Source organism: Hydrogenophaga sp. (assembly GCF_030656115.1).
Taxonomy (GTDB): domain Bacteria; phylum Pseudomonadota; class Gammaproteobacteria; order Burkholderiales; family Burkholderiaceae_C; genus Hydrogenophaga.
Map to the genome: position 1 here is coordinate 38,820 of NZ_JAUSOO010000034.1, position 18,858 is coordinate 57,677.

The following is an 18,858-nucleotide window of genomic DNA, read 5'->3' on the forward strand; positions in this document are numbered from 1 at the left end:
ATCCTTCTCCTTTTTCGTCTGCGACCCCACCCCGGAACCCACCCATGCAAGCCTTTCAAGACCACTACCCCGACAACGTGTCGCACTGCTACGGCTGCGGCAGCCACAACCCCCACGGCCACCAGATCAAGACCTTTTGGGAGGGGGATGAAACTGTGACCCGTTTCAAGCCCGAGCCGTTTCACACCTCAGTCCCGGGCTACGCCTACGGCGGACTGATCGCTTCGCTGATCGACTGCCACAGCACCGGCACAGCGGCGGCTGCCATGTACCGCAGCGAAGGCCGCGACATGGACACGCTGCCACCGTTTCGTTTCGTCACCGGCTCGCTGCACGTGGACTTTCTGAAGCCCACGCCGCTGGACGCCACGCTGGAGATTCGCGGCCAGGTCAAGGAAATCAAGGGCCGCAAAGTGGTGGTGGAAACCACGGTCATGGCAGGCGGTGTGGTCACTGCGCGCGGCAGCGTGTTGGCGGTGCAAATGCCCGACCGTTTCGGGCAGGGCTGAAAGCGCCTGCGCGGGCGGTCTACAGGCCAGGTTGAGAGGGCAGGCCTGTTGCAGGCCAAGCCTTGTGGTTGAATCACGGGTGGCATTTTGGGCCCCACCAAAACGGCGGCCCAGCCCACGCCTTGACCCCGCTCCTGCCATGACCTCACCCACCACCCCGTACCACAGCCCCCGCGGCAGCAAACCCCGCCACGCGGTGGTCCATGCGTAACGAAGCTTCCCGCCTGCGGCGGGTTGTTGAGGTTTTCCTGGTTTTCCTGCGCCTGGGTTGCACCTCGTTTGGCGGCCCGGTCGCGCACCTGGCGTTCTTTCGCACCGAATTCGTGGAGCGCCAGCGCTGGCTGGACGAACACAGCTACGCCGACCTGGTGGCGCTGTGCCAGTTTTTGCCGGGGCCGGCGAGCAGCCAGGTGGGCATGGTGCTGGGTTGGCAACGGGCCGGTTGGGGCGGTTTGGCGGCGGCCTGGCTGGGGTTCACGCTGCCGACGGCGGTGCTCATGGTGGGCTTTGCCTACGGCGTGACGCAGCTGGCGGCACTCCAGGCTTCGCCGCTCTGGCTGGGCGCTTTGCACGGCCTGAAGGTGGCCGCTGTGGCCGTGGTGGCGCAGGCGGTGTGGGGCATGGCCCGAAGCCTGTGCCCGGATGCTGCACGCCGTGGGTTGGCCTTGGTGGCCACAGCGCTGGCGCTGGGCGTGCCGTGGTGGACCGGTGTGGGCCTGGCCTGGGGCCAGTTGCTCGCCATCGCGGTGTGCGCGCTCGCGGGTGTGGCGTTGGGTGCGCGTTGGCTTCCCCAGCAGCCGTCCGGTCCGGGCGCTGACACGCACCAGGGGTTTGGCCTGCCCCGCGCGGCGGGTTGGACGGCGTTGCTGCTGCTGGGCATTGCGCTGTTGGGCTTGCCGCTGTGGGCAGCGGGCAGCGGTTCGGCGCTGCTGGCGCAGGTGGACGGTTTCTTTCGCGCCGGTGCGCTGGTTTTTGGTGGTGGGCATGTGGTGCTGCCGCTGTTGCAGGCGTCCGTGGTGCCCAGCGGGGCGGTGGGCGCGGCCGATTTTCTGGCCGGCTACGGTGCGGCCCAAGCCATGCCGGGGCCGCTGTTTTCTTTTTCGGCCTACCTGGGCGCCGTGATGAACCCGGCGGTGCTGGACCCGCTGGCGCCTTGGCAGGGCGGTGCACTTTTGCTGCTGGCGGTGTTTGCGCCGGCCTTGCTGCTGGTGGTGGGGCTGCTGCCGTTTTGGGATGCGCTGCGCCAGCGCCCCGGCGTGCGCACCGCCATGACGGGCGTGAACGCCGGCGTGGTGGGCCTGCTGGTGGCCGCACTGATAGACCCGGTGTGGCCCAGTGCCATTCACGCCCCGGCCGACGCTGCGCTGGCCCTGGTGGCGCTGCTGGCACTGATCCGTTGGCGGCTTTCCCCCTTGTGGGTGGTGCTGGGCTGCGCTGCGGCGGGGGCTTTGTGGGCGCTGACCTGAAAAACGCCCAGCCTTTCAGTTCAGGTCTGGGGCGCGTGCCCCCACGCGGGTGGGCGGCTGGCCCATGGCCGCTTTGAACATGGCGCTGAAGGCGCTGTCGCTCGCATAGCCGCTGGCGGCGGCAACCCGGCTCACGGGCATGCCGCGCGCCAGCATGGGCAGCGCGTGGGCCAGCACCACCTGCTGGCGCCAGCGCTGGAAACTGGTGCCCAACTCGTCTCGAAACAGGCGCGCCAGCGTGCGTTCGCTGGCGCCACTGAACGACGCCCATTCGGTCAGTGTGGCGTGTTGCGTGGGCTTTTGCATGACCGCCTCGCACAGCGCACGCAGGCGCCGGTCGCCGTGTCGGGCGCTGGGCATGGGCACACCCAGCGGCTGCGTGGCGGCGTGGTCCATTTCTGCGATCAGCAGCGTGTGCACCGCCTGGGCGCGGGCGGCGGGCTGGTTCAGATGGGGCTGGTCCATGGCCAGAATCAGCTGGCGCAGCAAGGGTGACACCACCAGCACGCGCGAGCGGGTCCAGTGTGGCGGCACCACGCTGGCGTCCACATAGAGCGTGAGCAACTGGGCGGCCTCCACGATGGTCACCGCATGCTCAGCGCCGGGGGGAATCCACAGCGCGCGCGAAGGCGGCACGATGGTGGTGGTTTCCGGGCTGTGCTGGTCGGTGCCCACCGCGCCGTTGGCCAGCACGGTGACCCGCAGCAAGCCGCTGGCGCAGTAGGCCAACTGGCCCCAGGGGTGGTGGTGGGGTTCGAGCTGGTTTTCGCTTTCCAGCAGACGCGGGCGGCAGCGCACCGGCTGCGCTGGGCTGGGCTGAAAGTGCTTCGAGTCGCCCAGGGGAACGGCGCGGCGGGGCGGTCGGCGTTGCATGGTGGCGTCTCCAGGGCGTGGGTTTGGCTGAAATTCAACAATGCTTGTCTTTTTAGCGCATTTCAGCCCGCTGCACCACCCGTAACATGCCCGCATGACCTCCGCCACCCTGAACGCCGCTGTGCCCATCCATCCCGTGCCCTTGAAACAAGACGCCGCCATCATTGGCCTGGTGGGCTTGGCCCACGGCACCTCGCACTTCTCCCACCTGCTGCTGGCGCCGCTGTTTCCCGTGTTCATGCGCGACTTCGGGCTGAGCTTTTCCGATGTGGGTCTGCTCATGAGCATCTTTTTCGTGATCTCGGGCTCGGGCCAGGCCATGGCCGGCTTTGTGGTGGACCGCTTGGGTGCCCGTCCGGTGCTCTTTTCGGCCGTCGGCCTGTTCCTGCTGGCGGCGCTGGCGGCCTCTCAGGCCACTGGGTACGGCGGCCTGGTGCTGGTGGCCATACTGGCGGGCCTGGGCAACGCACCGTTTCATCCGGCCGACTTCACCATCCTGAACCAGCGCGTCTCAGCCGCGCGCCTGGGTCACGCCTTCAGCGCGCACGGCCTCACCGGCAACCTGGGCTGGGCGCTGGCGCCGGTGTTTCTGGTGGGCATCACCGCACTGGCCGACTGGCGGGTGGCCTATTACGCGGCAGCGCTGCTGTATGCGGGCGTGCTGGGCCTGCTGTATTGGCAGCGCGACAAGCTGCGCACCGAGGTGGCGGTGCGCCATGCCGACGCGCCCAAAGGCGCTGAGCTGGCCTACCTGAAGCTGCCCGTGGTGTGGTGGTGCTTTGCGTTTTTTCTGCTGTCCACCATGACGCTGGCGGTGGTGCAGAGTTTTGCCCCTTCCATCCTGAAAGCCGTGCACGGCGTGAGCATGGAGGCGGCCACCTTCACCATCAGCGCTTACATGCTGTGCGGTGCCGTGGGCATGCTGGTGGGGGGTTTTGTCGCCGCTTATGGACAGAGCCTGCGCTGGTCCAGCGACCGCGTGGTGGCTGTGTCCATGTCCATCGGCGCGCTCTTGCTGCTGTTGTGCGCCACCGGCTGGCTGGGCGCCGTGGGCACCATGGTGGCGCTTGCCGCCACCGGCTTTGCGGTGGGCGTGGGCGGCCCCAGCCGCGACATGATGATCAAGAAGGCCACCCCCAAAGGCGCCACCGGCCGCGTCTACGGCACCGTGTATTCGGGGCTGGACGTGGGCTTTGCCATTTCGCCGCTGGTGTTCGGCGGTTTCATGGACCGGGGTTGGTACGCGCTCACCCTGGCCGGGGCAGCGCTGGTGCTGGCCATTTCTGTTTACGCTGCCGTGGGCGTCGGGCGCAGAACCAACTGATGACCGTACCGCTGCACAATGGCAGCCATGACACAAAAACCCGCTGGCCACCTGCTCGTTGAATGCCTGATCGCCCAAGGCGTGACCCACGCTTTTGGCGTGCCGGGTGAAAGCTACCTGGCCGTGCTTGACGGCTTTCACGCGCACACCGACCGCATCCGTTTCGTGACCAACCGGCAAGAAGGTGGCGCAGCCTTCATGGCCGAAGCCCAGGGCAAACTCACCGGCCGCCCCGGCGTGTGTTTCGTGACCCGAGGGCCGGGTGCCACCAACGCCTCCATCGGCCTGCACACCGCCTTTCAAGACAGCACACCCCTGGTGCTGTTTGTGGGCGACGTGGCCAGCGACGCGCGCGACCGCGAGGCCTTTCAGGAGGTGGACTACCTGAGCTTTTTCGGCCCCAGCACCAAAGGCATGGCCAAGCGGGTGGAACGCATCGACGACGCCCGCCGTATTCCGGAATACGTGGCCCGCGCCTTTGCCACCGCCCTGAACGGCCGGCCCGGCCCGGTGGTGCTGGTGCTGCCCGAAGACATGCTGACCCAAACTGTGGACGCCACGCCGCTGCCGCGCGCAGAGCCGGTGCAAGCCTGGAGCGACCCGGGGGCGCTGCGCACCCTGCGCGCACTGCTGCTGCAGGCCGAGCGTCCGCTGGTATTGGCCGGCGGTGGCGGCTGGACACCGCAGGCGGCGGCGGCCTTGCAGCGCTTTGCTGAAAACTGGCAACTGCCAGTGGCCAACACGTTTCGCTTTCAAGACTGCTTTGACAACCACCACGCCCAGTACGCGGGCGATGTGGGCCTGGGCATCAACCCGGCGCTGGCCGCACGTGTGCGCCAGAGCGACCTGCTGATCGCCATCGGCCCACGCTTGGGCGAAGCCACCACCGCTGGCTACACGCTGATCGAAGCGCCCTGCCCCAGGCAAAAGCTGGTGCATATCCACGCCAGCGCCGAGGAGCTGAACCGCGTGTACCAGGCCACGCTGGCCATCAACGCCACCATGAACGCGGCTGCGCGCAGCCTGGAAGTGCTCACCGCACCACCTGGCGTGGCCTGGGGCCAGTGGACACAGGCCTGCCATGCCGACTACGAGGCCAATGTGGACGTGGCCAACGGCGGCACCGTGCTGCCCGGCACCATCGACATGCCCGCCCTCATCCACACGCTGCAACGCCATTTGCCCCTTGATGCGGTGCTCACCAACGGCGCAGGCAACTTCGCCAGCTGGCTGCACCGGTTCTTCAAATACCACGGCATGGCCAAAGGGCTGAAAACCCAACTGGCACCCACCAACGGCGCCATGGGCTACGGCGTGCCGGCCGGCATTGCGGCAGCCATCCTCACCGGCCGCACCGCCTTCACCATCACCGGCGACGGCGATTTTTTGATGAACGGCCAGGAGCTGGCCACCGCCGTGCAGCACGGTGCCAAGACCATCATCCTGCTGCTGAACAACGGCAGCTACGGCACCATCCGCATGCACCAGGAACGCGAATACCCCACGCACGTGAGCGGATCCCACCTGCGCAACCCCGACTTTTGCGCCCTGGCGCGCGCCTACGGCTACGCGGCCGAGTGCGTCACCCACAGCGCCGAATTTGAACCCGCCCTGCTGCGGGCTCTGGCCGCTCCCACCGGCACGCTCATTGAAGTGCAGCTCGACCCGGAGGTCATCACCACCCGCGGCACACTGAGCGCCATTCGCGACAACGCGCTCCAAGCTCGGGCCTGATCGGCCCTCTCGCCCCTCTCCGCCTCTCAGCCCTTGTCTAAAGTTTGTTGGTCAATAAGTCACAAACCTGGCGGCACCCGGACACATCTTTTCGCCAGCCCTACTGCCTAAACTGACATCCACCTTGAAGGAGAGATGATCATGTGGCCAGTCAACCCCATCGAATGGAACAGCAGTGCTCAGGCGAGCATGTCCCAGCACCTTTTACCGGAACTGAATTCGAGCCACCTGTTGCGGGTGCTGGACGAGATCGACTACGGCATCCTCGTTGTGAACACCGATGGCCACATCCTGCACAGCAACCACCTCGCCCGCCACGAGCTGGCAAGCGGCAACGTCATCTTCTCGCACGGGCGCATGCTGATGGGCGCCACCACGGAACTCACCGAACAGATTGAACTGGCGGTTGCACACGCTTGCCGGGGGCAACGGCGACTGGTGCTGCTCCCGATCGAAGGACGCGAACTGTCCGCCGCGTTCATACCGCTGAGCCACCCGCTGGAAACCGACTCGCCGACGGTGTTGGTGCTGCTGTCGCGCCAAAACACCTGCGACAACCTGGCCGTGCGCATGTTTGCGCGCTCGCACGGGCTCAGCTCCAGCGAGGAATCGGTCCTGATCGGTCTGTGCGCTGGTCTTTCGGTGCCCGAAATCGCTCAGTCCAACGGGGTTGCGCATTCCACGGTGCGCAGCCAGGTGAAATCGCTGCGCGAAAAAACCGCATCCACCAGCGTTCGCCAGCTCATGCGCAGAGTCAGCAGCCTGCCACCGGTGGTGCCTGCCTTGCGAATCAACCAGCCCATGCGCCACAATGCCACGGAGTTTGCCCACCCGTGACACTGGATGCCGCCCAATACCGCCCCGCCGGATACCCCTCTCCCCAGCCGCCATGTCGAAGCCTTGGCGGCGTTGGGTACACCTCGCCACTTCCGGCGAGGCACTTTGCTGATCCAGGAAGGCGATTTTGGCGACAACCTCTTCATCGTCCAACGAGGTCGTTTGCGCTCGTTTCTGGCCGACAACACGGGCAAAGAACTCACGCTGTGCCTGCACGGTCCACTGGATTACGTGGGCGAAATGTCGCTCGACGGTGGACCCCGCTCCGCCAATGTGGAAGCACTTGAGGCCACGCAGTGCTCGGTGGTTTCCCGCGCCACGCTGTTGGCCTACATCTCGGCCGAACCCGAGTTTTCGATGGAACTCCTGGCTCGGGTCATTCGACGCGCGCGCCTGGCCACCGAAAGCGCACGCAGTGTTGCGCTGATCGATGTGTACGGTCGTCTGGTGCGTTTGCTGAACCAGATCGCGGGTGATTGCAATGCCAACGGTGAACGCGTCTTACAGGAACGCCTCACCCACCAAGCCATGGCGCAGCACTTGGCCTGCTCCCGCGAAATGGTCAGCCGCCTGCTCAAAGATTTGGAAACTGGTGGCTACGTGGCGGTACGCGATCGTTGGATCTGGTTGCTCAAACCGCTGCCTGCGCGCTGGTGATTTCCAGACGACTTGCGCAAAACCGTCGGACCTGGGCGCCCGGCGGACTTGGAGCGCCGAGAGCGAAAATCGGCACCAGCGAGGCCCGTTTTGCCGCCTTCGCACATGCAGCGCCGCAATGGGCGCTGCATGCCAAACCCCAATCCATCAGAATGCCAAGGTGTTCACGCCTGGCTTGAGCAAATGGGCCGCCACATCGGCCGGCTTGGCCGGGGTCACGCCGTCCATCAGGTCGGTCGGCTTGCGGCCGGTATTGGGCAGGTACAGAGCGCAAACCTCCACTTTGGCACCGGCCTTGATGACACCTTGAAGCATCTGCTGCGTGGTCACGTCGCGCGGCTTGAGCTTGGGCAGCTCTTGGCCCACGACAGCGATGTCACCCGCCTTGTCGCACAGCAGCACGCGCACACTGGCCTTTTGCTCCAACGCCTGGCCTGCAAGCACCAAGCCTGCGCCCTGTGCCATGGCGTTGCCGCTGTGAATATTGACGAACAGCTCCTGGGCCTGGGCCACACCGGACAACAACAGGGCGGCGGCGCCCAGGGTGATCAGCTTCTTCATGCGCAAACTCCTTGAAATGAGGGATAACCGTGAAATCGGGTCGGTGCACCGGCCATCGCCAGCGCAGGACCCATTCTTCACATACTCACCAGGGTATCCATGAGAAATCGCAAGTCCTTGCAAATTTCGGGGTCATGAACGCCAACAGGCGTCCGCCTGTTGGCGTCGAAAGCAAGGCGACCCCCATGCACCGGCTGCACCACGGCGGCCGGCTTCACGGCTGTTCTTCGGTGAGGGCCGAAATAGCCTGGTGGTGCGTGAGAAACACGCGCCCGCTCAGGTGGTGCAGAAAATCGCTGCGCTCCAGCCGGTCCATCACCGGGCCCTTGACCTCGCTCAGGTGCATCTGCACGCCGGCATCCTTGAGCCGGTGCACGATGGTCTCCAGGCTTTCCAGTGCACTGGCGTCAATGGCGTTGATGGCGGTGCACTGCAGCACCACATGGGCAATGGCGGGGTGCGCGGCCACCTGCGCGGCAATGTGGTCTTCCAGGTAACGCGCATTGGCAAAGTACAGGCTTTCGTCCACGCGCAAGCTGAGCACGCGGGGATGCGTCTGCACCGCATGGCGCAACACGTTGCGGTAGTGCTCGGTGCCCGGTACCCGGCCCACGGTGGCAATGTGCGGGCGGCTGGTGCGCCACAGGTACAGCAGCAGCGACGCACTCACGCCCGCGGTGAGCCCAGCTTCCACGCCCCACAGCAGCGTGAGCGAAAACGTCAGGGCCAGGGCGGTGAAGTCGGCCCGGGCGTAGCGCCAGGTGCGGGTGAACGCACCGAAATCGACCAGCGTGAGCACGGCCACCACAATGGTGGCGGCCAGCGTGGCCTGCGGCAGGTAATACAGGGCGGGGGTCAGCAACAGGGCCGCCAGCAGCAAGGCGAAGGCGGTAAAAACACCCGCAGCCGGCGTGCGCGCACCCGCATCAAAATTGACCACCGAGCGGGAAAAACCCCCGGTGACCGGAAAACCGCCAGTAAGACCGGCTGCGATGTTGCTGGCACCCAAGGCGCGCAGTTCGGCGTCGGGTTCGATGCGCTCGCGCCGTTTGGCCGCCAGCGACTGCCCCACCGAGACCGACTCCACAAAACCCACCAGGCTGATCAGCAGCGCGGCCAGGGCCAGCTGTTCGATCTGTGGCCACAGGTCGGCGTTCAGCGCCGGCATGGTCAGCGGCGGCAGCCCCCCGGGCACGGTGCCCACCACCCGCAAGCCGCTTTCGTCCAGCCGCAAGCCCCAGGCCAGCAGCGTGGTCACCGCCAGCGCCAGCACCGGCGCGGCTTTGGTCACCACATCGGCCACCAGCGGGCCCAGACCCCAGGCACGCAAACGCGCCTTGAGCGAGCGGCGCACCCACACCAGAAAGGCCAACGCACCCAAGCCAATGGCCAGCGTGGGCACGTGCACCTGCGCCGCGTGCTGCCACAGGCTGGGCACGAGCTCGGGCAAGGTCTGCCCGGTCAACGGAACGCCCATGAGGTGTTTGAGTTGCGTGGCGGCAATCAGCAAGCCGGATGCCGACACAAAGCCCGAGATGACCGGATGGCTCAAAAAATGGGCCACAAAACCCAGGCGCAGCACACCCATGGCCAACAGCATGAAGCCGCTGAGCAGCGCCAGCAAGGCCGCAGCAGCGGCATAGCCCAGGCTGCCCGCTGCGGCCACCGAGCCCAGCGCGGCAGCGGTCACGAGCGATGTCACCGCTGCCGGCCCCACCGCCAGGGTGCTGCTGGTGCCCAAAACAGCGTACACCACCAACGGTGCCATGCTGGCATACAACCCGGCTTCGGGCGGCAAACCTGCGAGCAAGGCATAGGCCAGGCTCTGCGGAATCAGCATGAGCGTGACCACGGCGGCCGCCACCGCGTCGGCGCTGAAATGCGCGCGGCTGTAGCCTCGACCCCAATGCAGTATGGGGAACCAATGGGCCAGGGGGTGCTTCATGGATGGAGTCGGTATGGGGGTCTTGGCTGCGTGCCGGGGTGGCCCCGTTCAAACCGCGTTGATGGGTATTTTCAGGTAGGTCACGCCGTTGTCTTCCGCCGGTGGCATCCGGCCGCCCCGCATATTGACCTGCACCGACGGCAGGATCAGCACCGGCATGTCCAGGGTGGCGTCCCGCTGCTGGCGCATCTGCACAAACTCGGCCTCGGACACGCCTTGGTGCACGTGCACATTGGCCGCCTTCTGGGCACCCACGGTGGTCAGGCATTGCGGTTCGCGCGCGGTGGGCGGGTAATCGTGGCACAAATACAGCTCGGTGTCGTTCGGCAGGCTGAGCACCTTCTGGATCGATTGGTACAGCGTGCTGGCACTGCCGCCGGGGAAGTCGCAGCGCGCGGTGCCGTAATCGGGCATGAACAGCGTGTCGCCCACAAAGGCCACGGTGCGTATCGGGTCCACGCTGTGGTCTCGCACCACGTAGGTCATGCAAGCCGGTGTGTGGCCGGGTGTGTGCAGCGCTCGCGCCTGCAGGTGGCCAATGGAGAAGCTTTCGCCATCGACCAGCAGACGGTCAAACTGGCTGCCGTCGCGGGCGAACTCGGTGCCTGCATTGAAAAGTTTGCCAAAGACGTTTTGCACCGTGGTGATGTGCGAACCAATAGCGGTTTGCCCACCCAGACGCTGTTGCAAATAGGGGGCCGCTGACAGGTGGTCGGCGTGTACGTGGGTTTCCAGCAACCACTGCACGCTCAGCGCCAGCTCGCCCACCCGGGCGATCAGGCGGTCCGCGCTGGCGGTGTCGGTGCGACCCGACTTGGGGTCGTAGTCGAGCACGCTGTCGATCAGGGCGCATTGCCCGGTGGATGCGTCCCACACGATGTGGCTGAACGTGGATGTGGCCGGGTCAAAAGACGACTCGATGTGCATACGGGGTGTGTTCATGGCGTTGTTGTTTTGCCTTACCGTACCTGCGTACGGCCTGCGGCTTGGCGTCAATCCGGATCTTTTGGGTTGGGTACCCAAAACATGGATCAAACAATTTTTCAATCCATGAACAAAGTATGTATACCCGGGGGAGTTATCTGTTTGAGAAAAATCAACCGCCTGGTTGCATTTGTTCATCGAGCCGATAGGCGTGCGCCACGCACCGGACAGGGCACGGACAGCCTTGGCTGGGCGCTTCTCGGGAACGTCCATATCGGGCGTGCGCTCAAGGACGCAAGCGACAAGTAACGCCCATGCCAAGCGCTGGCCGAAGAGCACGCTCAAAGGACGCGGGGGGGTGTCTCGCAGGGCGGGCCCCCTGCGCAACCCTGCCTGCGCGGTGTGAAGGTCTGGGTCAGCGCCCCACGCGTTGCGTGAGCAATTCTTTGGCGTTCGCCAACGCAGCCGCCACGCTTTTGCCGTTGTTCAAAACGGCATCCATCTCGGCGTTGACGATCTCCTCGGCCACGGTGTCCAGCTTGTGCACATTGATCGGGCTGACCTTGCTGGCCGCTTCGCGCCACAACAGCCGGGCCGGTTGTCCACCCAGAAACGCAATGGGCTGGTTGAAGAAGGCATCGTCGTGCACAGCCACCAAGGCGGGAAACGCATCGTGCGACTTGAACGCGCCGAGCTGCACCTCGGGGGTCAGGCTCATCATCTGAATGAACTCCCAGGCCATCGCCTTGTTTTTGGCGCCTTGGGGAATGGCGTAGAAGCTGCCGCCCCAGGAGCCCCAGGCCTTCTCGGGCAGTTGTGCGGCGCGCCACAAACCCCGGGTTTCGGGCGCCATCCAGTTGCTCAGGTGCCCGGCCAGCCATGCGCCCGACATCTGCGTGGCCACGGTGCCCTTTTTGAAACCCTCCACCCACTCGGGCGACCAGGTGTTGATCTGCCCATCGAGCTTGAGCTCCCGCACTTTTTTGGCCAGTTCAAAGGCGCGCACGAAACGCGGGCTGTCCACCTGAATCTTGCCGCTTTTGCTGATGTACAGCCCCTCACCGGGCTTCCAGTAAGCAACCGCGCCGGGCGAGCGGGTGTCGGTCCGAATCACGATGTCTTTGATGTCGCGTGCATTGGCCATCAGGTAGGCGCCGGTGAGCGCCTTGATTTTGACCCCTGCCGCAATGAACGAATCCCAGGATTCGGTCAACTCCGCTTCTGTCACGCCGGCTTTTTTCAGAATGTCCGCGCGGTACAACAGGGTGCCGGGGCCAATGTCACTGGGCACCGCCACAATGACGCCCGAGCTGTTGACGGCCTGGCGAAAGGCGAAAGGGACAAAACGCAGTTGGCGCGACCGGATGCTGTAAGGCTCATCGCCCAGGTTCTCCAGCCCACCCCCTTCGGCAAAACGACCGAGATGGCCAAATTCCACGGCCATCACATCGGGCAGCCCGGTCGAGCTGGACAGCGCCGTGGCCATGGCCGTGTGGTGGTCCGCATAAGGGCGGCTCACGACGCGGATATCGACCAACGGATATTTCTTTTTCCACAAGGGAATGGCGGCCTTGGCGATCTCGTCCACGGCCGGATAGGCGGCGATGGTGAGTGTTTGCTGTGCGTTCGCACCTGAAAAGACCCCCACCAGCAAACCGATGCCCAACCACATCCAACGGTGCGCTTTGAGACGCTTTTTGCTTGTTTTTGGCATGAATTGGCAAAATTTTTTGTACGCTCTCGGCTTGAAAGCGATTTCATAAAATTTTAGGACCGATGCCCGGCGTTGCTTCTAGGTGAATTCCCCATGCCAGATCCATGGCCGCCTTGCGCGCCCAACCCGTCCTGGCCAGCGGTATCAGAACCCCGTCTGCACCCGCTCTTCCCGCTCCACCGGGCCGGCCTGGGCCAGCGCCATCCACACATGGAACGGCAGCCGCTCCAGCGCGCGGCGCGGCGCCTCGCGGGCCACCGTCAGGCCCTGCGGCGTGGCCAGCATCACACCGCATTCGGGTGGAATCTCGTCGGGCTCGCCAATCGGGCAGCCCCGGGCGTCGTGCCCCAGCACATACCAGCAGGCGCTGGCCAGCCCCAGGTAAGCTGCGCGCTTGGCGGGTTTTTTCAGGTCACCCAGCAGGTCGGCGCGGTTCACCTTGATCTCGTGCACCACCGGCTCCAGGTAGGCCTCCACCGAGCTGCGGCGAATGGAAAACACATCGGGGCAGGCCATGCACCAGGTGTGTTCGGGCTGGCCGGGCACGGCATCGGTGCCATCGTCGAACGCGCTCAACTGCGCGGGCGGTTCGGCCACGGCAAGCGCCAAGCCATCCCCCAACGGTTCGCCCAGCAACAGCGTGCGCGGCAAGGGCACGCGCAGCGCCAGGCCGCGCCACGCCAGCCGCCCGGCGCGGCCCATGGCCACCGCCACCTGTTCCACCAGCGCCTCGTGCGGGGAACGCGCCGCCTTGTTGCTGGCAAACACCCGCGCCAGGGTTTCAATGCCGGCGTCGGTCACCCGCAGCGTCTCGTGGCCTTGGTCAGACACGCGCCGCTCCACCTGACCGGCAGCGAGCAGCTCCACCTCCAACAGATCTTGGCGGGGCCAGCCGGCCGAGCGGTAAATCTCGCGCAGGCGCTGGTGGTGGCGGCGGGTCAGGGTGGGCACAAACGAACTCATCAACGGACTATATGTCCCGTACGATGCCACCGAACCACCTCCGAACACCGTGAACACCGCCCCACCCCGCCTGGAACCCGAAACCGCTGAAGACGCCCCATTGGGCGTGGTGGCGGTGCGCGCGCTGTGCGACTTTGCGGCGCGCGCGGGCGACCTGGACCTGCGCTTCACGCCCTCGCCCAGCGGCAGCGAAGGCGTGGCCGGGCACAGCGAAGTCACCGCACGCCGGGGCGCGGGCTACCAGCGCGAACTGCCCCTGAGCGCGGTGTGGGGCGGGCTGCGCGTGCAAGGCCGGGCCGATGGGTTCGATACCGTGGCCCTGCGGCTGGAAGAGATCAAAACCCACCGCGGCGACCCGGCCCTGATCGGCGCCAACCAGCGCGCGCTGCACTGGGCGCAGGCCCGCGTGTATGGCCACCTGCTGTGCACGCAACTGGCGTTGGACGGGCTGGACCTGGCACTCATTTACTTCAACATCGACACTGCCCAAGAAACACCGCTGGTGCAACACCACAGCGCGGCCGAACTGCGCGCGCACTTTGAAGCCCTGTGCACGCGCTACGCGGTGTGGGCCCGGGCCGAGCGCGCGCACCGCGTGGCGCGCGACGCGGCCTTGCGCGGGCTGGCTTTTCCCTTCCCGGCGTTTCGCACCGGGCAACGCGCGCTGGCCGAGGCGGTCTACCGCACCCACCGCCACGGCCGGGTGCTGATGGCGCAAGCCCCCACCGGCATTGGCAAAACCATGGCCACCCTGTTTGCCGCGCTCAAAGCCGCGCCCGGCAACGGGAAAGACCCGGGCACCGACAAACTGTTTTACCTCACCGCCAAAACCCCCGGCCGCCAGCTCGCGCTGGACGCACTGGACACGCTCAGCCAGGCCGACACCCCGCAAGCCATCCCGCTGCGGGTGCTGGAACGCGTGGCCCGCGACACCGCCTGCGAGCACCCCGACAAAGCCTGCCACGGCGACAGCTGCCCGCTGGCGCAGGGCTTTTACGACCGCCTGCCCGCTGCCCGCCAAGCCGCCGCGCAGGCCCGCTGGCTGAGCAAAACCGCGCTGCGCAGCGTGGCGCTGGAACACCGCGTGTGCCCTTACTACCTGGGGCAGGAAATGCTGCGCTGGGCCGACGTGGCCGTGGGCGACTTCAACCACTACTTTGACCACGGCGCCGCCTGGCACACGCTGACCGAAGCCAACGGCTGGCGTGTGGGCCTGCTGGTGGACGAAGCGCACAACCTGATCGAGCGCGCCCGCCTCATGCACAGCGCCACGCTGGAGCCCGCCGCTTTTCAGGCGCTGCGCCAAGCCGCGCCCGCCGCCCTGAAAAAGCCGCTGGACAAACTGCAGCGCCGCTGGAGCGCGCTGGCCAAAACGCAGACCCAAGACCACGACGTGCTGCCCGAGCTGCCGGGTGACTTCATCACCGCGCTGCAACAGCTGTGCAGCGACATCGGCGACCACTTCGCGCAGCACCCACAAGACGCGGTGGACGGCCCGCTGCAGCGCTGGTGGTTTGACGCGCTGCACGTGTTGCGCGTGGCCGAAGGGTTTGGCGAGCACTCGCTGTGCGACCTCACGCGCGACACCGGCACCGGGCGGGTGAAACACCCCGTGCTCGCCATTCGCAACGTGGTGCCCGGCCCGCTGCTGGCGCCGCGCTGGGCCACAGCCCACAGCGCCACGCTGTTTTCAGCCACGCTCGCGCCCATGGACTTTGTGGCCCACATGCTCGGTCTGCCCACCGACACGCTGCGGGTCGATGTGCCCTCGCCCTTTGCGCCCGAGCAACTGGCCGTGCGCGTGGCGCCCCACATTTCCACCCGCTGGAGCGACCGCCAGGCCTCGCTCACGCCCATGGCCGAGGTGATGGCGGCGCAATACGCCGCCGAGCCCGGCAACTACCTGGCCTTTTTCAGCAGCTTCGACTACCTGCAGCAAGCGCTGGACCGGCTGCAGCAACACCACCCGCAGCTGCCGGTGTGGGCGCAGTCGCGCGGCATGGGCGAGCCCGAGCGCGACGCCTTTGTGGCCCGCTTCACCGAAGGCGGCCAGGGCATTGGCTTTGCGGTGCTGGGCGGCGCGTTTGGTGAAGGCATCGACCTGCCCGGCCGGCGCCTCATTGGCGCCTTCATTGCCACGCTGGGCCTGCCGCAGGTGAACCCGGTGAACGAGCAAATGCGCGCGCGCCTGCAAGCCCTGTTTGGCCGGGGTTACGACTACGCCTACCTCTACCCCGGCCTGCAAAAAGTGGTGCAAGCCGCCGGCCGGGTGATCCGCACCGAGCAAGACCATGGCACCGTGTGGCTGCTGGACGACCGCTTTGCACAGCCCGGTGTGCAGCGCCTGCTGCCCCGTTGGTGGACCACGCCGAGCGCAACACCGGGTGTCACGGGTGTGTAGTGCCAACGCGCAACGGGTCCCCGGGTGTTTGGTCACGTCCCACTTGGCGCACCATGTTCGCCACCACGAAGACGATGCAGACACCCAACCAAAGCGGGACATCGCAGACCCGCGAACTCGGACGCATGCGACGAAACTCGGCGCGCTGCACCCGTTTGGTGGTTGGGGTCTGGACACCGCAGACGACGGTAGCTTTGAAGCATCTTGTTCAACCTGTCTGTGTTTACATAAAATTATCTGTTGCTGATAATTATCAGCAACAGATAAATACGGATACCCCAATGCAAGCCAAACCCGTTTTCCACCGCCCCCAGTACGCCGCTGACCTGGCGCAACAGCTGTTGAAGCCCACTGCGTTGCAGGTGCAGGTGCGCTCGGGCGTGTTTCTGTCTGGCATCCGCCGCATCGGAAAAACCACCTTTCTTCGGCAAGACCTGGTACCGGCTCTGGAATCCATGGGCACCCTGGTGATCTACGTGGACCTTTGGGCCGATCGCAGCAAAAGCCCGGCTTCGCTCGTGCACGAAGCAGTCAAGGCCACGCTGTCCGCCTTGGCGGCTCCTGGTACCCAGCTGCTGAGCCGGTTCAAAGGCTTGAATGTGGGTGCTGCCGGATTTTCTTTCGGCTTCCAGGTCGACGCCGTGGGCAAGCCGGGTGGCGCCACGTTGGCGGCTGTGTTTACCGAACTGGTTGACCAGGTGAAGACCGATGTCGTGCTCATCATTGACGAGGTACAGCAGGCCTTGGGCACCGAAGAGGGCGGCCATCTGCTGTTTGCCTTGAAGGCTGCGCGAGACGCCGTCAACACCCGCCCTGGCACACCCGGCTACTTGCTCTTCTTGGGCACGGGCTCGCACAAGTCGCTGGTTGCGGACATGGCCACTCGGCGGTCGCAGCCATTCGCCGGTGCCGTATCCACGGGCTATGAGCCTCTGGGCTCAGATTTCGTGAGCTGGAAAGAAGCACAACTGAAACAAATCAAAGGGATCAAACTGCCTTCGCACGATGTGATGTACCAAGGATTTCTGGCGCTTGGTCAGCGCCCCGAAGAACTGCAAAACGCACTGGTGCTGCTCCAGTCGCGCCCTGAAGATGCCAACGTCGCCTTTCCCATCATTTGCTCAAGCCTGGCGTCGGCGGCGGCAGAAGTGGAAATCGCAACCATTGAGACGTTGGGCACGCTGGCTTCAGCCATCTTTGATCGCGTGGTGCATGGCAACGAACAAGGCGAGTCAGGCCTGTTCTCTGCGGATGCCATCAACAGTTACGCAGAGCAGATCGGCACCACGGTGGACACACCCCAGGTGCAAAACATGGTCGACCGCATGATCACCGCCAACGTCATGCACCGCCAGTCGCATGGCGTTTATGCGGTGGCAGACCCGTTTGTTCGGCAAGCCTGGCGACAACGAAAAGCCATGCAGTTGCCGCCATCTCAGTAAGCACCGCCCCGCATGCCATGAAGCGCTACCGCGCTCAGGGTCGGTAAAGCGCACACAGCTTGTTGCCGTCGGGATCGAGCACGTAAGACAGGTGCAGCGCACCCATGGCGCCCTGGCGCAGCCCAGGAGCATCTTCAATCGACGTACCCCCATGCGCCACGGCCACATCGTGAAACGCCTGCACCTGCTCGGGCGACGTGCACTTGAAACCGATGGTGCCGCCGTTGGCGCCGGTGGCGGCTTCGCCATTGATGGGCTCCGTCACGCCAAACGTGCCGCCCGCATGGCGGTAAAAAAGCCGGGTGTGGCCGCTGCTGGCCACGTTGCGCACCGGCTCACCCACGCCGAGCACGCCCAGTGCCGCGTCATAAAACCGTTTCGAGCGCTCAATGTCGTTGGAACCGACCATGATGTGATTGAACATGTCTGTTTGTCTCCTGGGTTGTTGGGTTGAATGCGCCCGGCCTGCTGGGCCTGCGGGCGGGCAACGGTAAAGCATCCTGCAAGACCTGCGGGACCGGGTGGATATACCCAACGGGTCTGGACCTTGAACGGCGCTGAACGGCTGAATGGGCTTTGTTGCACAACTCAAAAACGGAACGAGCTGACCCCAACCCCAGACGCAGCTATGCCATGGCGACCACGGGCACCGTTGTCGGGCGCCCGAGCTGCGTAAAGCGGTTGAGCAGCGCCACACGCACATGCAACTCCGCCACCTGACGCTCAAACGTGCGCGCCATCACCCGCTCGCCCAGGCGCTTGAAGCAGTGCATCTTGGTTTCCACCAGACTTCTGCGGTGGTAGCCGCTCCACTTCTTCCAGATGGTCAACCCCAGCCGGCCACAGGCTTTGAGCGCCTCATTGCGCACGCTCGCCCCCACCAGGGTCGCCTTCCACGGCTTGCCGTTCTTGCGCGGTGGGATAACCGCCTGTGCGCCTCTTTGGGCAATCGCCGCATGGCACGCCTTGGTGTCGTAGGCCCCGTCGGCGCTGACACTGGCCAGCGCTTCGTCGGGCGGTATCTGAGCCAGCAGCTCGGGCAGCATCGGCGCGTCGCCCACGCTGTTGTCGGTCACCTCAATGGCCCGAATCTCCAGCGTGTGGGCGTCAATGCCCAGGTGTACCTTGCGCCACTGCCGCCGGTACTCGGCCCCGTGCTTCTTGCGTTTCCATTCACCCTCGCCCAGAAACTTGATCCCGGTACTGTCCACCAGCAAGTCCAGCGCGGTGGTGCTGGCCCGGTAGGGCAGTTGCACCCGCAGCGTCTTCTGGCGCCGACACACTGTACTGAAGTCAGGCACGCTCCAGTTCAAGCCCGCCAGGCGCAACAGGCTCTCAACCAGACCCAGGCTTTGACGCAGCGCCAGGTTGAACAGGCACTTGATGCTCAGGCAGAACTGAATGGCTGCCTCGGAGAAGATTCGCTGGCGTCCTCGCTTGCCACTGGCCGGGGCGTACCACTGCATGTCTTTGTCCAGCCAGATCGTCAGCGACCCTCGGGCTTTGAG

At 65.4% G+C, this 18,858-nt stretch carries 16 protein-coding genes; 8 read left to right on the forward strand and 8 right to left on the reverse strand.

Annotated elements, in window-relative coordinates; translation table 11 throughout:
- Positions 1 to 44 precede the first annotated feature (44 nt).
- Positions 45 to 509, forward strand: a complete 465-nt coding sequence (locus tag Q7J58_RS04055; RefSeq protein WP_304823780.1) for a PaaI family thioesterase — start codon at positions 45 to 47, stop codon at positions 507 to 509.
- A gap of 203 nt (positions 510 to 712) precedes the next feature.
- Positions 713 to 1,975 carry a chromate efflux transporter gene (gene chrA, locus Q7J58_RS04060; RefSeq protein ID WP_304823783.1) on the forward strand — a complete coding sequence of 421 codons (1,263 nt, stop codon included), beginning with the start codon at positions 713 to 715 and terminating at the stop codon, positions 1,973 to 1,975.
- Between the two features lie 15 nt (positions 1,976 to 1,990).
- On the opposite strand, the gene Q7J58_RS04065 is transcribed toward chrA, so the two are convergent.
- A complete protein-coding gene (locus tag Q7J58_RS04065) occupies positions 1,991 to 2,848 on the reverse strand; it encodes a helix-turn-helix transcriptional regulator (protein WP_304823786.1) in 858 nt (285 codons plus the stop codon).
- A 94-nt stretch (positions 2,849 to 2,942) separates the two neighbouring features.
- Here Q7J58_RS04065 and Q7J58_RS04070 point away from each other — a divergent pair, with 94 nt between their 5' ends.
- From Q7J58_RS04070 to Q7J58_RS04085, 4 genes are all read left to right on the forward strand, one after another.
- Positions 2,943 to 4,172: an MFS transporter gene (locus Q7J58_RS04070; protein ID WP_304823789.1), complete on the forward strand. Its 1,230-nt coding sequence runs from the start codon at positions 2,943 to 2,945 to the stop codon at positions 4,170 to 4,172.
- A 27-nt stretch (positions 4,173 to 4,199) separates the two neighbouring features.
- Positions 4,200 to 5,906 (forward strand): thiamine pyrophosphate-binding protein, encoded by a 1,707-nt coding sequence (locus Q7J58_RS04075; protein ID WP_304823792.1) that lies wholly within the window; start codon positions 4,200 to 4,202, stop codon positions 5,904 to 5,906.
- A gap of 141 nt (positions 5,907 to 6,047) precedes the next feature.
- Positions 6,048 to 6,743: a LuxR family transcriptional regulator gene (locus Q7J58_RS04080; protein WP_304823795.1), complete on the forward strand. Its 696-nt coding sequence runs from the start codon at positions 6,048 to 6,050 to the stop codon at positions 6,741 to 6,743.
- A 6-nt stretch (positions 6,744 to 6,749) separates the two neighbouring features.
- A complete protein-coding gene (locus tag Q7J58_RS04085; RefSeq protein WP_304823798.1) occupies positions 6,750 to 7,400 on the forward strand; it encodes a Crp/Fnr family transcriptional regulator in 651 nt (216 codons plus the stop codon).
- Positions 7,401 to 7,547: 147 nt separating this feature from the next.
- On the opposite strand, the gene Q7J58_RS04090 is transcribed toward Q7J58_RS04085, so the two are convergent.
- The 5 genes from Q7J58_RS04090 to Q7J58_RS04110 form a co-directional block, all read right to left on the reverse strand.
- Positions 7,548 to 7,961, reverse strand: a complete 414-nt coding sequence (locus Q7J58_RS04090; protein ID WP_304823801.1) for a hypothetical protein — start codon at positions 7,959 to 7,961, stop codon at positions 7,548 to 7,550.
- A 214-nt stretch (positions 7,962 to 8,175) separates the two neighbouring features.
- Positions 8,176 to 9,906 (reverse strand): sulfate permease, encoded by a 1,731-nt coding sequence (sulP, locus tag Q7J58_RS04095; protein ID WP_304823804.1) that lies wholly within the window; start codon positions 9,904 to 9,906, stop codon positions 8,176 to 8,178.
- A 48-nt stretch (positions 9,907 to 9,954) separates the two neighbouring features.
- Positions 9,955 to 10,848: an MBL fold metallo-hydrolase gene (locus tag Q7J58_RS04100; protein WP_304823807.1), complete on the reverse strand. Its 894-nt coding sequence runs from the start codon at positions 10,846 to 10,848 to the stop codon at positions 9,955 to 9,957.
- A gap of 397 nt (positions 10,849 to 11,245) precedes the next feature.
- Complete coding sequence (locus Q7J58_RS04105; RefSeq protein ID WP_304823810.1) at positions 11,246 to 12,502, reverse strand: extracellular solute-binding protein; 1,257 nt, start codon at positions 12,500 to 12,502, stop codon at positions 11,246 to 11,248.
- Between the two features lie 186 nt (positions 12,503 to 12,688).
- On the reverse strand, positions 12,689 to 13,507 hold the full coding sequence (locus Q7J58_RS04110) for a hypothetical protein (protein WP_304823812.1): 819 nt from the start codon (positions 13,505 to 13,507) through the stop codon (positions 12,689 to 12,691).
- A 49-nt stretch (positions 13,508 to 13,556) separates the two neighbouring features.
- Here Q7J58_RS04110 and Q7J58_RS04115 point away from each other — a divergent pair, with 49 nt between their 5' ends.
- Positions 13,557 to 15,908 (forward strand): ATP-dependent DNA helicase, encoded by a 2,352-nt coding sequence (locus tag Q7J58_RS04115; protein WP_304823815.1) that lies wholly within the window; start codon positions 13,557 to 13,559, stop codon positions 15,906 to 15,908.
- Between the two features lie 53 nt (positions 15,909 to 15,961).
- Positions 15,962 to 17,350, forward strand: a complete 1,389-nt coding sequence (locus tag Q7J58_RS04120; protein ID WP_304823818.1) for an ATP-binding protein — start codon at positions 15,962 to 15,964, stop codon at positions 17,348 to 17,350.
- Positions 17,351 to 17,384: 34 nt separating this feature from the next.
- Here Q7J58_RS04120 and Q7J58_RS04125 read toward each other — a convergent pair whose 3' ends face one another.
- Positions 17,385 to 17,774 (reverse strand): VOC family protein, encoded by a 390-nt coding sequence (locus Q7J58_RS04125; protein WP_304823821.1) that lies wholly within the window; start codon positions 17,772 to 17,774, stop codon positions 17,385 to 17,387.
- 202 nt (positions 17,775 to 17,976) lie between these two features.
- A partial coding sequence (locus Q7J58_RS04130; RefSeq protein WP_304823824.1) for an IS5 family transposase occupies positions 17,977 to 18,858 on the reverse strand: 882 nt, incomplete at its 5' end.